Here is a 14,038-nt window from a genome sequence, read left to right as displayed (position 1 = left end):
ATACAATAGAGGCGCTTAAGTGTTGAAATTTGTTCGAAACTTCCCGCTTACCAGTATAAATGGGCTTTCATCCATGTAACTCCCCTTGCAAATGGCGCATAACGTAAAGTAAGACAAATACCCAGGGAGGAGATTCAAATAGCAAAGAATAAAATAAAGACACCTATGTATAACATTGAAAACCAAGAAAAATTATACTTCCATTCCAAAATAGATGAACTAAACCATACCATTGAAAGATTACAAGAAAGCTATCTGTATGCTGAGGTTCAGCATTATAAAGAACTTTTAAATTCCAAACTTCACCAATTAGAGCATCTAAACGAGGAGATAGAAGTAAACCGGGTTTCTGAGGAAGAACTTATGAAGGATCGAAATAGATTTAAAGAATGGAAAGAAAAGCTTGAGTATCAAGTAAATGATCTTCTTCATCAACTACACATCAAGGAAAATATCCTTATAGAGAAGACTGAAAAGATTCATGAATTAGAGCAAAAGCTGCTTCAGATCGAAATGGAGCGAAAAAATCTATCAGTATCTTTATCCTTATTAGAAGAAGAAGTGAAAATACTTCAGGATAAGCTTATCAGCAAGGAAGAATTCCTTTTGGAAAAAGGTGAAACGATAAAAGAGTTGGAGCAAAAGCTGGTTCAAACTGAGATGGAACGGAAAAACCTGGCCCTTTCCATGTCCAGGCTAGAAGAAGAAAGAGATTCACTCCGTCAACAGCTTCACCATAAGGAAAGTCTGCTTCAAGAAAAGGCCATAACCATTAATGAACTAGAAAAAAAGCACCTTCAATCCGAAAATGAACTCAATACCCTCTCTCTTTCCTTAACCAAGCTGGAAGATAGTCATAACAAGTCATCCACTGAAAACCAAACGTTACTAAAAGAAAATCAAACATTACTGCAACGAAACCAATCTTTAAATACGAAGGTCCATAGTCAACAACAGCATATTTCGGATTTAAATGCTGCATTAGCTCATTCCGAAGAAACGAAGAAAGAAATGTTCTATAACCTTATTTCTAAAACAGAAGAGTTAGAAAAGCTAATGTCTGAGAGGAAACATACTCTTGATTCTTTGCAGTTCGCAAAGGATCAGTTAGTTGAAGCAGAAAAACAAAAAATGGAATATATTAAAACATTTATCAGCGAATATCAAAAGCAATTTGAAGAGAATGAGTGGTGGTTTTCCACCCAATTTGCCGATATTGATCAACGGTCAAAACATCAGAACGAACGGATTGAAGCGGTTGAGCAGGAGCAGGAACTCCACTTCATTCATCAGAATGAAGTACTAAAGGACAAATTCGAAGAAGTCGAGCAGCGATTTATAGAATTTATTGAAGAAGTGGATTCCATCCGCAACCAAAATTCCAGAATGACCCACAATTTATTTGAGCTGAAACGTATGGTTGAAAACCAAAAACGAAGTCAGACTCATATTATTAAACCTCGTCAGAAACCTTCAGCAGATAAGATGGTCACACAAAACGATGACAGTTCAAGAGAATAAAGTGAGAAATAAAGAAAGTTGCCTTGGGAAATCCCTCGGCAACTCTTTATAATTAAAAGGTAATCATGATTTTGTTGTTTGAACTGAGCTGAAGCTCTTGTTCTTCAAATAACACAAACCCTAAAATTGTAGAAGATTCCTGTTCTTCGAGGTTTTCTAACGTAAATTGTAATCCCTCCACCGCAATTTTTTCACCCGGCGGAATAACGCATTCCTGTATAGATTCAATCCAATAATCTCCAGTTGCAAATGCCTTTTCCAACCAGTCTTCCCCTATATATTTCCATCCTTGTGCACCGTTTTGGCCTTGAATGGAAAAAATATCACTCATTTCAGGGGGGATGATCTGTCCTCCAATTTCAATTTTATCTGGAGGGTTCATTCGAAAGCAGATTTTTGGATTCAATAAGTCTACGTTTCCGGTATTCTTTATAAAAAAATCAGCTTTAATAGAATATCGTTCCAGTTTTCGATTAGGTAGTAAATTATAATCAAAATAGATTTCAGCAGATGGCTTTTTTACCTGGGCTTCCCGAATTTTCCGATCCGCTTTTTGCTTTTTGATTTCTTCGTATTCTTTATCATCAATCTCGGTATTTCTATTCGGCTTCTTCACCTCTCCCCTGTTTATGCCGGTATCCTCAACAAGCTTACCTGTCGTTTTTAAAAAGTGTAGAACATTCAAATCGAGTAATGTGGGTTTTTGATTCCCAAGTAGTGTTTTCAGTACACAAGTCGTCAAAATTGATGGGCCCTCATTAAGTAAAAATTCCTCATCTTTACACTGTAAGGAACATCTAAGGTGCGGAATTGAGTGGCGTTCGGGTAATAAATAATACCCATTGAAATGCAGCTCATCTTTATAGTTCGAGAGATTTTTTTTCAAATTGATGGAATTGAGTTTTTCGTTATATCCTATTGAAACAAACCGTTTATCGCTTTTGGCTTTACTCGACACTAATTCAATAAAGAGGTCCCCATCACTAAGCCATTCAGTATTTTCCACTATTGAAATATCAATTCCATAATGAGTTAATACCTCTTTCACTTTTTCAATTATGTCATGATTTATTTTTTCATTCGATGTGTTCACTGATAGCCAAACTTTTTTTCTGTGTAAAGAACTTTTCACTTCCACTATTTGTTCTTCTTTGTTCCAATTGAAATGATAATTATTCTCCACACAAAAAAACTGGATGGCTGATAAAGAATAGGCTGGAATTGATCCCCAATCATGATTATTAATTTTTAATTTCATGTAAATGCTCACCACCCTATTGAAGTTGTCTATGTATCTTATGAAAATTAAGAATGAAATATGATTTAGTTCTTTCGCATGTAGCAAACGCCGATATCGATTCGCTTGATTATATGGTTCATCCAGCTCCTTTTTCAGAGGAAGTCAATCAGAAACTATTGGCCCAACATCTTAATATTAAAAATATCGCTTTACGCCTAGCAGTACTGATAAAGATGCTTTCGTTATAAGGGGTAGGCTGATGTTTGTTTTATACTACAGCCCTCTCCTCTCATTATTTTTAACATAAACTAGTAAGAGTCAGGTGATCGATCTACACTTCATCATTTGGACGTTGATGCCCATGTTATTGGTCAGCAATATTTAATAAAATTGATGTTTTATGAAAGGAGAATTCATTATGATTACCCCTCATGGCGGTAAACTCATTGACCAGGTAGTAAAAGGGAAAGAACGTGATGAGCTATTAACCCGAATATCTTCCCTTCCATCCATCACGTTAGATTCATGGGGGCTTTCCGATTTAGTTCTGATTGCCACAGGTGCCTTCAGCCCCTTACAGGGATTCATGAACCAAAAAGACTATCTGAATGTGCTGAAAGAAATGCGATTGGCAAAAGGACTGGTTTGGAGTTTACCTATTACGCTACCTATTTCTAAACAATTAAGGGATAGTCTTTCAATTGGTGATACCGTGTTTCTTAAAGGAGAGGATGGAGAGGTCTACGGTATGATGGATATACAAGAAATGTATGAATACTGTAAAGAAGCAGAGGCTCTTTTCGTATTTAAAACATTGGACAAACTTCACCCCGGGGTTCAGAAGGTTTTCACAAAAGAGGATGTGTATGTTGCTGGACCCGTTAAGCTTCTCCAATACCCTGATAGCTTCAGAAGGGATTTTCTAACACCAAAACAATTGAGGAAACGATATACGGAATTAGGTTGGGACACCATCGTAGCCTTCCAGACAAGAAACCCCATACACCGGGCCCATGAATACCTTCAAAAAACAGCCTTGGAAAATGTCGATGGATTATTGATTCACCCTTTAGTCGGAGACACAAAGCAAGACGATATCCCTGCAGAGATTCGAATGAAAAGCTATAAAAAACTACTCGATGAATACTATCCTAAAGACCGGGTACTATTATCTACTTTTCCAGCAGCAATGAGATATGCCGGGCCTCGTGAGGCTGTATTCCATAGTTTAGTACGGAAAAATTTTGGCTGTTCACATTTCATTGTGGGAAGAGATCATGCTGGAGTTGGGAATTATTATGGAACATTTGATGCTCAGAAAATCTTCTCTGAATTTACAAAAGAAGAGATAGGAATAGAGATTTTAAAATTTGAACATGCATTTTATTGCATTAAGTGCGCTACGATGGCTACTACAAAAACGTGCCCTCATGACGATGAATTTCACATTCATTTGAGCGGAACCAAAGTACGGAAAATGTTAAAGGATGGGATAATGCCGCCAAAGGAATTTTCAAGGCCAGAAGTGATTGACGTACTTATTAATGAAATGAACCGTGATTCATAGATCAAGGTATACCACAAGGAGACGACATCATGATTGAATTTTATATTGTAATATTTGGAATGATTGTTATGCTCTCATGCTTGGTCTTTGAATTGGAACGGCCCGAAATCATTCTACCCGCAACTCTTCTCCTATTCGTATTAACAGGTGTCATTACGCCTCAAGAAGCTACAAGGGGCTTTTCAAATGAAGGGATGCTCACCATCGGTTTATTGTTTATAATAGCTGGTAGTATTCAAAATAGCGGGATTGTAGATCACGTTTTTCAGATGTTGCTGAATCATTCAACTTCAAGAAAACACATTCTTGCCAAGATTCTCTTCCCAATCTCTTTCCTGTCAGCTTTTCTTAACAATACTCCCATTGTCATTGCATTCACCCCTCTTGTTAAGAAGTGGTGTGAAGATCATCGACTTTCCCCTTCAAAATTCCTGATCCCTCTTTCTTATGCGACGATTCTTGGCGGTACTATTACACTCATTGGAACATCGACGAATCTTGTCGTGCATGGTTTGCTTCTTGATCATAACCTTCGTGGCTTCACTTTTTTCGAACTTAGTAAGATCGGGGTTCCAATAACCCTCGTTGGTTTATGTTACCTTGTATTTTTCAGTTCTTACTTGTTGCCAGTCCGTCAAAGCAGCCCCATTACAAACCTTGAGTCCTTAAGGGAGTTTACAGGTGAAATCCTAGTCCTTAAAGAATTCCCATATATCCACAAAACTGTTGAACAGGCCAGATTAAGGAGTTTAAGAGGACTATTTCTTGTCAGTATCATTCGTGATGACGAAATCATTACCCCTGTCACCAATACAACCATTCTTAAAGAAAATGATCGTTTAATTTTCATAGGGGACATTACAACCATCACGGAGCTTCAGTTCAGTAAGGGTCTTCAATTACAAAGTAATAACGGTTCATATTTCCCCTTTCATCAATTGGTGGAGGCTGTCGTATCACATCATTCAACCTTATTATATAAAAAGATCAAAGATACGAATTTCAGGAGTAGACACAATGCAGCCGTCATCGCTGTTCATAGACAAAATCAGCGCTTAAAAGCCAAAATAGGGGATATTATTTTAAAGCCTGGAGATATTTTGCTGCTCGTTACTGGATCTGATTTTCATAAAAAAGTCCATACAAATGACTTTTATTACGCAACTCCAATTGATAATAAAATCAGCACCCGCAAACAATCAAGGCAAGGATGGTTCTCTATCGCATTATTAGGAACAATGATCCTATTGGTGACATTAGGATTTATATCCATGCTGACAGCAATGGCATGTACCGCCTTAGTATTATTTTTATTAAAGATTGTATCTGCACAAGAGGTGAAAAATGCTATCCAATGGAATGTTTTGTTACTGGTTTCGTGTTCATTTGGCATTGGATATGCCTTAATAAACTCAGGTGTTGCCACTTATATTGCTACTTTATTAATGGAGGCTTCAAGACCTCTGGGAGGCTTCGCAATTATTCTGGCAATCTATCTTCTAACCAATCTATTTACTGAAATGATGACGAACAGTGCCGCTGCAGTCATGATGTTTCCTATTATTCTGGAAGTTTCAAGAACAATGGATTTAGATCCGATTGCATTGGCTGTGACGGTGAGTATTGCTGCTTCAGCTAGTTTTGCAACGCCAATCGGTTACCAAACAAACCTGATTGTATATGGTCCTGGAGGATATCAGTTTAAGGATTTCCTTAAGGTGGGGATACCCCTTAATATCATTACGATGCTCACAACTGTAGTGCTTATATATTTCTTTTGGCTATGAATTTCGGAAACGAAGGAGGTAAAAAGATGAAGAAAAAGAATATTAAATGGCATGAGGGAAAAGTAGTGAAATCAAATCGACACCAGCTACACGGACATAATAGTGCATTGCTTTGGTTTACTGGATTGTCCGGCTCAGGAAAGTCAACCATTTCAGTCGAGGTTGAAAAATCATTGCACGAAGACGGGATTCACACTTACCGACTTGATGGTGATAATATTCGACATGGATTAAATCAAGACTTATCATTTTCAATAGAAGACCGTAAAGAAAACATCAGAAGAGTTGGAGAAGTGTCAAAACTGTTTGTCGATGCAGGAGTATTAACATTAGCTGCATTCATTTCCCCCTTTAAAGAGGATAGAGCATTCGTGAGATCTCTTTTACAACAACAAGAATTCATTGAGATTTATGTTCATGCAAGCGTTAAGACCTGCATACAAAGAGATCCTAAAGGTCTTTATGAAAGAGTAGTAAAGGGTGAAATCAAAGACTTTACGGGGATTGATTCACCCTACGAAATTCCTGAATCACCTGAGATCATCGTTGACACAGAATGCCAGTCCATTGAAGAATCCGTCGAGCAAATCGTCCAGTATTTAAAGAACAAGAATTTGATTTAGAAACCTTATTTAAAGGATTCTTTCATAAGGAGTTGAAAACAATTTAGTGAAGGACATAATAGAAATTGCGATACAAGCAGGAAAAAGAATTTTGGAAGTATATTACGATACGTATAACATTCATCAAAAAGCAGATTTATCACCCATAACTCTTGCAGACAAGTTGTCCCATGAATATATAAAAACTGAACTATGTAAGCTCTCGAATAATATCCCCATACTCAGTGAAGAAGGTGACACAATCCCCTTTAAAGAGAGAAAGAACTGGTCTTCATTTTGGTTGATTGACCCTTTGGACGGAACGAAGGAGTTTATCAAGAAGAATGATGAATTCACCGTCAATATCGCTCTCATCCAAGGTAATCGACCTGTATTGGGGATAATATACGCCCCCGCTCTTGATATTCTTTATTACGCTGAAAAAAACAGAGGCGCTTTCAAGATATTGCATGCGGGTACTTCAGCGGATAGAAAATCAACATTGATTATTTCCTCATCCTCTTTGAGAAAAAAAGTGCTCATATCCAGGTCCCATCTATCCAAAGCCACTCAGGAATATATTGACCGTCTACAAGTACAGGAAGGGAAGCTTGAGTTTGCTTCTATTGGAAGTTCCTTGAAGTTCTGTATGATTGCAGAAGGCAGTGCTCATTATTATCCCCGCTTAGCACCTACAATGGAATGGGACACAGCTGCGGGGCAAATAATTGTAGAAGAAGCAAACGGGCAAGTGGTAGAATATAAGACAGGCAATCCTCTTGTCTACAACAAGGAAATTCTCACTAACCCCTCTTTCCTCTGTTCCATATCTTAAAAAATTGCCGGCTGCTAAAAGAAGCAGCCTTTTTCTGCATTCACGAAAAAATCGTTTTCCCCATACACTACCTTAAGCTATATCAGAGCAAAGGAGCGATACTATGGGAAAAGAGCCTCCAAAAGTATCAATCATTTTTCCAGTACGTAATGAAGGTAAGAATGTGAAAATGACTTTGGACTCATTATTTACGGTTAAGACAAATATTGAGATTGAAGCGATCATAGTGGATGATGGTTCCACAGATAAATGCTGCAGCTTTCTGGAAAATTACTTGCACCGACACAAAGTGACGTATGTCCGTGCAAATGCAGTAGGTCCGGCAAATGCCAGAAACTTGGGGGCTTCAAGAGCTAAATATCCATATTTAGCATTTTGTGATGCTCATATGACGTTCGAAAATTTTTGGATTGACCGTTTGGTTTATCATATCGTCAAGGGGACAAGCGACGCTGTATGCCCTGCCATAGGATCCCTTGATGATCCATCCATCAAGGGATATGGCCAATCCTTGACCCCTTCACTCAAAATCAAATGGCATCAGAAACGGAAGTCATTGTTTGAAACAGCCGTTTTACCAGGTGCTTGTATCATTACGTCTCAGAAGGTGTTTAACGATATAGGCGGATTCGAAACAGGTTTTTCAACGTGGGGACATGAAGATGTGGAAATATCGCTCAAACTATGGCTTTTTGGATATCGCTGCCACTGCGATCCACAGGTAACAGCTCTTCACTTATTTAGAACCATTCATCCTTACAACGTTAATTATGAAGGAATATACTATAACTTATTAAGAATGGCTTACCTTCATTTTGATAATAAAAGAATAAAAAAAGCGAAAACACTTGTCATACATGGTTCGCCTGCTGCCATAGAAAAAAAAGTGATCAAAGATGGTGTACTACTTAAAAGAGCTCAATATGTAGGCAGAAGAAAGATCGACATCGAAGATTTGTTCAAAAAGTTCAACATTTTCTTCTAGTGAACATCAATATCTCATTACGACAAAAAGGTTTCCGTCGCAATGAGATGCCTGCTCATTGGTTTTCGAAGTACTCGAGGATATCTTTCAAACTTTCTTGTAGTGATAAGGTGGGTTTCCAGAATAATTGACGTAGAGAGGTATTTTCAAAATGAATGTCAGGTGTGTGGTGAAAGTGGTCGGTAAATAATGGAAGGTCGCTTTGTGACAGCTCCTTCAGCATTTTTGCAATCTTTAAAAAGGTGAAGGTTTCACCTCTGGCTACTGTATAGCTATGATTCCTTTCCCCTTTAAGCAAGATTAAATCGTAGGCTGCAATGGCGTCTCTTACATCTACAAAATCTCTATGATCGAGGATATTATGAAAGTGAAAAGTTTTCGAATTATCTTCCCGGTAATGTAAACATTTTTGGGCAAGTAGAGAGCATATGCCATTTGAATTTCCTGGACCTATCAAATTGGAAGGTTTTGCTATTCGTATATCCAGGTCATAGAACGATGACCAACTGGATGATATGAGAATTTGCATATATTTAGATAAGCCATATGGATGATTGGGATGTTGTGATTGACAAGGATTATACTCGATAACAGAGCCAACGATGAGAATAGTCGATTGGGGCACAGCTTTTTTTACAGCCTCAAGAAGATTCATCGTCCCTATTACATTTGTGTTTATGGTCGAGATCGGATCTTCCCACGAGCGACCACTATGATTCTGAGCAGCAAGGTGAAGAATAAAACGTGGTTGAATAGATTTAAGCATATCACTTAAAGCATCTGCATTCATCAAATCACAGTTCACCTGCCGAACCTTTTTCTGGGGATGTTGATGGTGACGAACTGCACCGTAGACCTCATACCCTTTATTAACGTAATACTCACATGCATGCCTTCCTGTAAAACCAGATGCACCCGTAATAAAGACTTTACTCATTTCTCTTTCATCCAATCTCGAAGTTCATTTAGCATCTCCCTGTAGCTTTTAACCGGAAACTTGTAATCCCTTCTAGTATGAATAAGAGTCTTATCATGCCTTGGCTCCTCTACAGGGAGAATATCTACTTCATCGTGCTCGAAAATTTCCTTGAATAAAAGCAGGAGCTCAAATTTGGATATCTTTTGATCGACACTCAAATGATATAGCCCTGAAATATTCTCCACTATCAATGCTTGTATGGCCTTTGCCAATTCAAGGGTCGTTACACCATTCCAGAAGACATTTTTATATCCTTTTATACTTCCTCTCTGTTGAAGGAACCAATGGAGGAGACCTATACCGTCCTTTTTTAATTCCGGGCCTATGATGGATGTACGGACGGTCAGATGAGGGGAAGATTCGATTTCGCCAAGTGATTTTGATTGGGAATAAACGTTCCAACCATCTTTTTGGTCCTTTTCAGTATACTTTCCTTTGTCTCCAGAAAAAACACAGTCTGTGCTGATGTGGACCAGCTTACCTCCGTATTCATTTACCATGTCCCTCAATGAGTGAGGTAAAAGACTGTTCACTTGGATGGCTTCTTTCACATGAGCTTCGGCGTAATCGTTAAGAAGACCTGTTGCGTTGATGATGATTTCGGCCTTATGCTCCAACACAACCTTTCTTACATTTTCCAGGTCCCTTACATCTAATAAAATACCTTTCTTATCTTCTTTTCTAACCGTATATAAAACGTGATGGCCACAACGTTTCAAATGTTCTACGATGACGTGACCTGCCATTCCGTGGCCCCCCAGAACAAGGATGTTCATTCTAGAAAACCCCCGTCTTTCAGCATTGTTTTGATCTGTTCATACTGTATGATATTGTCACTGGAAGAATACGTATCTAAATCTACTTGGGGGAAGTCCTCGTAATATTCCATTAACCCCTTGATAGGTATGGTTGGAAGGATGACAAAATACTCGCTATCATACACTATCGTATTATGACTTTCAAATTCAGTTAAGAGAAGCTCGTGGAGTTTCTCTCCTGGACGGATTCCCGATTCCTCAACAATCACTTCCTTGTCAGGAGAGTACTGATCAATTAATACTTGAGCAAGATCGATGATTTTACACGTTGGCATCTTCATAACAAAGATTTCTCCTCCATGACTTTCAAATGTTGCCTTGAAAAGCAGTTTAATGGCATCCTTGATCGTAAGAAAAAAACGGGTCATTTTTTTATCTGTAATACCGATTTTGGATTTGGTCTTGATTCCATGCTTGAATACATGTATGACACTTCCATTTGTACCCAATACATTCCCTCCACGAACACAGACGAACTTTGTTTTATCCGTTATTACATTTGCATTAATGATCAATTTCTCTCCCATCGCTTTTGTAAATCCATAGAAATTGGAAGGATTCGCGGCTTTATCAGTAGAGATATTAATGACCTTTTCAACATTATTTTCAATTGCTGCATCTATAATATTCTGTGTGCCCATTACGTTTGTTTTCAATGCCTCCAAAGGCTGGAATTCACAGACAGGAACGTGTTTAAGAGCAGCCAGGTGAAAGATGTAATCGACCCGTCGAGTGGCTTCCGAAACCGCTTCTTTGTCTCTTACATCCCCAATGATGAACGTCAACTTTGGATGATTCTCAAATTTTTGTTTCATTAATACCTGACTCGTTTCATTTCTGGAAAATATACGAATCTCCTTTGGATCTTTTTCGAGCAGTTGAGATACCAGTTCATTTCCCCATGATCCAGTACCCCCCGTCACAAGAATTGTTTTATTAGTAAACAATGTCTGAACCCCCTAGTAGAATATTAATCACTTTATCAGAAACATTTGTATCAAGATACTCGGCTGGACAAATCCATTGTGATGGTTTCGAGCACATTACCTTTACGCCATTTAAAATGGCCGTTTCCTTTAACCCTGAAATGAAATTGCTGCCGCAATCCACCGTTTCTGGCCGCTCCGTAGTCTTTCTGACCGTTACAGTCGGAATATGAAATATACAGCATTCCTCTTGAACGGTCCCGCTGTCAGTCAACACACAAAACGCGTTTTTCTCAAGTTTAATGAAGTCAAAAAAACCGAATGGTTCGTGAAGCTCGATTAATGGATGTAATTGTAAATGAGGAGATGAATGTAGTTTGGATCGAGTTCTAGGATGAGTACTGAGGATGATCCTCTTTTTATAAGTGTCAGCCAGTTGGTTAAGTGCATTCACGATAGTAGATAAATGTGTCGGGTTGTCAACGTTTTCAGCACGGTGGATGGTCGCCAGGAAGTATTCCTTTTTCTCCAAAGTTAACTCTTGAAGGATGGAGCTTCCTTCAATTTGTACATCATATTGACTGAGAACTTCGAAGATCGGGTTTCCTGTAATGATGATTTTACTGGATGTCATGCCCTCATTGAGTAAATTGGTCTTGCTGTATGGTGTGTATACAAGATTATAGGAAGAAACTGCATCAATAATTTTCCGGTTTTTTTCTTCAGGAACATTCAAGTCAAAACAACGATTTCCAGCTTCCATATGGACGACAGGAATCATCATTCTTTCTGCAAGGATTGCGCTCAATCCGCTATTTGTATCACCCAACACCAGTACTTTGTCCGGCTTTTCTTTCAATAAGATTTTCTCCAGCTCTTTAAATAAAGATGAAAGTTGTTCTCCAAGTGATTGTTGTTTACCTGCCAACAGATAATCCGGCTCTCGTAGTCCCAGTTCTTTAAAGAAGACCCCATTTAAGGAGTGGGTAAAATTCTGCCCTGAATGGACAATAATATGTTCATCCGCCAGCAAATCCAACTTCTTCATGATTAAACTCAATCTGATGATTTCTGGCCGCGTTCCCAAAACAGTTACAATTTTCATGATCACCTCTCCTTTTTCTTTCTCTTATATATCTATGTTTAGAAGGGGGTCATGTCCTAGACTACTCTCTCTAATTTCAAAAAAGGCTTATACCCTAAATTTTTTCATAGACCATTTAGGAAAGTATCCCCATATTTCTGCTATCATGAGTTAAAAACCAAAAGGGCTTACAGATTTTTATAGTATTTAATAAGACCAATGTGAAAAATATTTTCACATAACTCAAGAGTTAAGCTGTAATACATGCTCTACTATCAGATATAAATCAGACATTACCTGATCCTGTTTTTCCATTGAATGGCTTTTGAGTATAGCTGGACCATTTTCCGTCCTAATATATTTACATCCCACATTTCTTTCCCCTTTTGAGAAGCATATTTACTCATTTGGTCGCGTATTGAAGGATTATTCAAAAGGTATTCTATCTTCTCCGACAACTGCCTGCTATTCCCTTTTTCTATAATAAAACCATTCTTGTTGTTTTCAACCATCTCCGGAAGTCCTCCAGCATTGCTAACAATTGTAGGAACACCCAGTAACTGTGCTTCAATTACTGCAAAAGGCTGATTTTCCTGCAGGCTCGGAAGAACAAGCATGTCCGATTGGTATAATATCTCTTTCACTTTTGAAGTATTTCCCCAGAATAATACATTCTTCTCGACCCCTAGATTTCGGCAACTTTCTTTTAAGGTTGTTTCAAGTTCCCCCTCACCCAAAATCCAACATTCCCACTTATCTCTGGACCTCAAGAATGAGAGAGCTTCTATTAAATTGTGCAGTCCTTTTAAATAGACCAGGCGACTATTGACTAATATGATCTTCTTCGCACCCTTGCGCTTGAAAGGGGAATCACCATTAAATTGAGAAAGCTCTACTCCATATTTATAAGTATGAATATGGAATGGATCAATTTTGAATTCTTTTTCGATGATTCCTCTCATCCATTGACTTGAAGTATGGATGAAATCACTGGATTCAAATCCTACTTGTTCAAGGCGGGCATAATACTGAAGTATGAATGAGTTCCATATCGATTTATCCTCAATACTAGTATTCAAGGATTTATACTGATGGAATATGGCCCCAGTTAAATATCCATGACCACTGGTAATAAGCGGGACCCTAAGGGGCTTAACACGACTAAGTGCCACTGCGGAAATGACATCCTGTGCATGAATGATATCGTACTTAGTCATGTCAACATTGGAAACACCCTGCTCAAATATATACCGATTTAATTCCGCATGATATACCCAGGGATTTCTCGGCAAATGGGGAACAGACCTCATTAATTTCTTTTCAACATAGGAACGATACTGGCTAAGATCAATAACTGTCTCACTTCCCAATATAACTACTTTTGAGTTATTATCCCTTGTACATAAAATATCTACATGATGACCTTGCCCGACAAGATAAGCCGACAAGTTAGAGACAAAAGACCAAATACCTCCCCCTGGTAGAGGAAACACTGTCGCAATTAATATATTCATCAATCATCAATCCTTTGGAAATTGTTCTAGGATGGATTTTAATCGTGTATCTGGTATGGTGAGTTTCTTGTGATTAAAAGAATTGTGGATTTTATTCCCGTTACTATTAACGCCTGATCCACGTTTTCCATACACATGCCTAAGGTAATTTTTTCTTGGTAACATGTATTTCACTCCATT

Annotated in this window: 12 protein-coding genes; 6 read left to right on the top strand and 6 right to left on the bottom strand. The window is 38.2% G+C overall.

The genetic code is table 11. From position 1 onward, the window contains the following. The first annotated feature begins 165 nt into the window (after positions 1-165). Entirely contained in the window at positions 166-1,521 is a 1,356-nt protein-coding gene (locus tag F0342_RS08800) for a coiled-coil domain-containing protein (protein ID WP_149155591.1), read from the top strand. Positions 1,522-1,573: 52 nt separating this feature from the next. On the opposite strand, the gene F0342_RS08795 is transcribed toward F0342_RS08800, so the two are convergent. Next, on the bottom strand, positions 1,574-2,779 hold the full coding sequence (locus F0342_RS08795; RefSeq protein ID WP_149155590.1) for a hypothetical protein: 1,206 nt from the start codon (positions 2,777-2,779) through the stop codon (positions 1,574-1,576). A 400-nt stretch (positions 2,780-3,179) separates the two neighbouring features. On the opposite strand from F0342_RS08795, the gene sat reads away from it, so the two are divergent. From sat to F0342_RS08770, 5 genes are all read left to right on the top strand, one after another. Continuing rightward, on the top strand, positions 3,180-4,328 hold the full coding sequence (gene sat, locus F0342_RS08790) for a sulfate adenylyltransferase (RefSeq protein ID WP_262481679.1): 1,149 nt from the start codon (positions 3,180-3,182) through the stop codon (positions 4,326-4,328). Between the two features lie 29 nt (positions 4,329-4,357). After that, a complete protein-coding gene (locus F0342_RS08785) occupies positions 4,358-6,115 on the top strand; it encodes an SLC13 family permease (RefSeq protein WP_149155588.1) in 1,758 nt (585 codons plus the stop codon). A 26-nt stretch (positions 6,116-6,141) separates the two neighbouring features. Then, positions 6,142-6,738 (top strand): adenylyl-sulfate kinase, encoded by a 597-nt coding sequence (gene cysC, locus F0342_RS08780; protein WP_149155587.1) that lies wholly within the window; start codon positions 6,142-6,144, stop codon positions 6,736-6,738. Positions 6,739-6,784: 46 nt separating this feature from the next. After that, on the top strand, positions 6,785-7,552 hold the full coding sequence (gene cysQ, locus F0342_RS08775; RefSeq protein ID WP_149155586.1) for a 3'(2'),5'-bisphosphate nucleotidase CysQ: 768 nt from the start codon (positions 6,785-6,787) through the stop codon (positions 7,550-7,552). Between the two features lie 103 nt (positions 7,553-7,655). Continuing rightward, positions 7,656-8,537: a glycosyltransferase family 2 protein gene (locus F0342_RS08770; protein ID WP_149155585.1), complete on the top strand. Its 882-nt coding sequence runs from the start codon at positions 7,656-7,658 to the stop codon at positions 8,535-8,537. A gap of 55 nt (positions 8,538-8,592) precedes the next feature. Here the strand turns inward: F0342_RS08770 and F0342_RS08765 are convergent, their stop codons facing one another. The 5 genes from F0342_RS08765 to F0342_RS08745 form a co-directional block, all read right to left on the bottom strand. Further along, positions 8,593-9,474 (bottom strand): NAD-dependent epimerase/dehydratase family protein, encoded by an 882-nt coding sequence (locus tag F0342_RS08765; protein WP_149155584.1) that lies wholly within the window; start codon positions 9,472-9,474, stop codon positions 8,593-8,595. Then, the gene (locus tag F0342_RS08760; protein ID WP_149155583.1) at positions 9,471-10,292 is read right to left on the bottom strand and encodes a dTDP-4-dehydrorhamnose reductase family protein; all 822 of its coding nucleotides are present in this window, start codon (positions 10,290-10,292) and stop codon (positions 9,471-9,473) included. Before F0342_RS08760 ends, F0342_RS08765 begins: the two co-directional genes overlap by 4 nt. Then, complete coding sequence (locus tag F0342_RS08755; protein ID WP_149155582.1) at positions 10,289-11,281, bottom strand: SDR family NAD(P)-dependent oxidoreductase; 993 nt, start codon at positions 11,279-11,281, stop codon at positions 10,289-10,291. Before F0342_RS08755 ends, F0342_RS08760 begins: the two co-directional genes overlap by 4 nt. Further along, positions 11,271-12,365: a non-hydrolyzing UDP-N-acetylglucosamine 2-epimerase gene (gene wecB / locus F0342_RS08750; protein WP_149155581.1), complete on the bottom strand. Its 1,095-nt coding sequence runs from the start codon at positions 12,363-12,365 to the stop codon at positions 11,271-11,273. Before wecB ends, F0342_RS08755 begins: the two co-directional genes overlap by 11 nt. 272 nt (positions 12,366-12,637) lie before the next feature. After that, positions 12,638-13,858, bottom strand: a complete 1,221-nt coding sequence (locus F0342_RS08745; protein ID WP_149155580.1) for a glycosyltransferase family 4 protein — start codon at positions 13,856-13,858, stop codon at positions 12,638-12,640. Between the last annotated feature and the right edge of the window lie 180 nt (positions 13,859-14,038).

This window comes from Bacillus sp. CH30_1T (genome assembly GCF_008364765.1).
Taxonomy (GTDB): domain Bacteria; phylum Bacillota; class Bacilli; order Bacillales; family Bacillaceae_B; genus Rossellomorea.
This window is presented reverse-complemented; position numbering and strand designations above follow the sequence as displayed.

What these genes read in the sequence shown, in the direction of transcription:
- F0342_RS08800 (WP_149155591.1), top strand. Translation starts at nt 166, where the DNA reads ATGTATAACATTGAAAACCAAGAAAAATTATACTTCCATTCCAAAATA.
- F0342_RS08795 (WP_149155590.1), bottom strand. Translation starts at nt 2,779, where the DNA reads ATGAAATTAAAAATTAATAATCATGATTGGGGATCAATTCCAGCCTAT.
- sat (WP_262481679.1), top strand. Translation starts at nt 3,180, where the DNA reads ATGATTACCCCTCATGGCGGTAAACTCATTGACCAGGTAGTAAAAGGG.
- F0342_RS08785 (WP_149155588.1), top strand. Translation starts at nt 4,358, where the DNA reads ATGATTGAATTTTATATTGTAATATTTGGAATGATTGTTATGCTCTCA.
- cysC (WP_149155587.1), top strand. Translation starts at nt 6,142, where the DNA reads ATGAAGAAAAAGAATATTAAATGGCATGAGGGAAAAGTAGTGAAATCA.
- F0342_RS08770 (WP_149155585.1), top strand. Translation starts at nt 7,656, where the DNA reads ATGGGAAAAGAGCCTCCAAAAGTATCAATCATTTTTCCAGTACGTAAT.
- F0342_RS08765 (WP_149155584.1), bottom strand. Translation starts at nt 9,474, where the DNA reads ATGAGTAAAGTCTTTATTACGGGTGCATCTGGTTTTACAGGAAGGCAT.
- F0342_RS08760 (WP_149155583.1), bottom strand. Translation starts at nt 10,292, where the DNA reads ATGAACATCCTTGTTCTGGGGGGCCACGGAATGGCAGGTCACGTCATC.
- wecB (WP_149155581.1), bottom strand. Translation starts at nt 12,365, where the DNA reads ATGAAAATTGTAACTGTTTTGGGAACGCGGCCAGAAATCATCAGATTG.
- F0342_RS08745 (WP_149155580.1), bottom strand. Translation starts at nt 13,858, where the DNA reads ATGAATATATTAATTGCGACAGTGTTTCCTCTACCAGGGGGAGGTATT.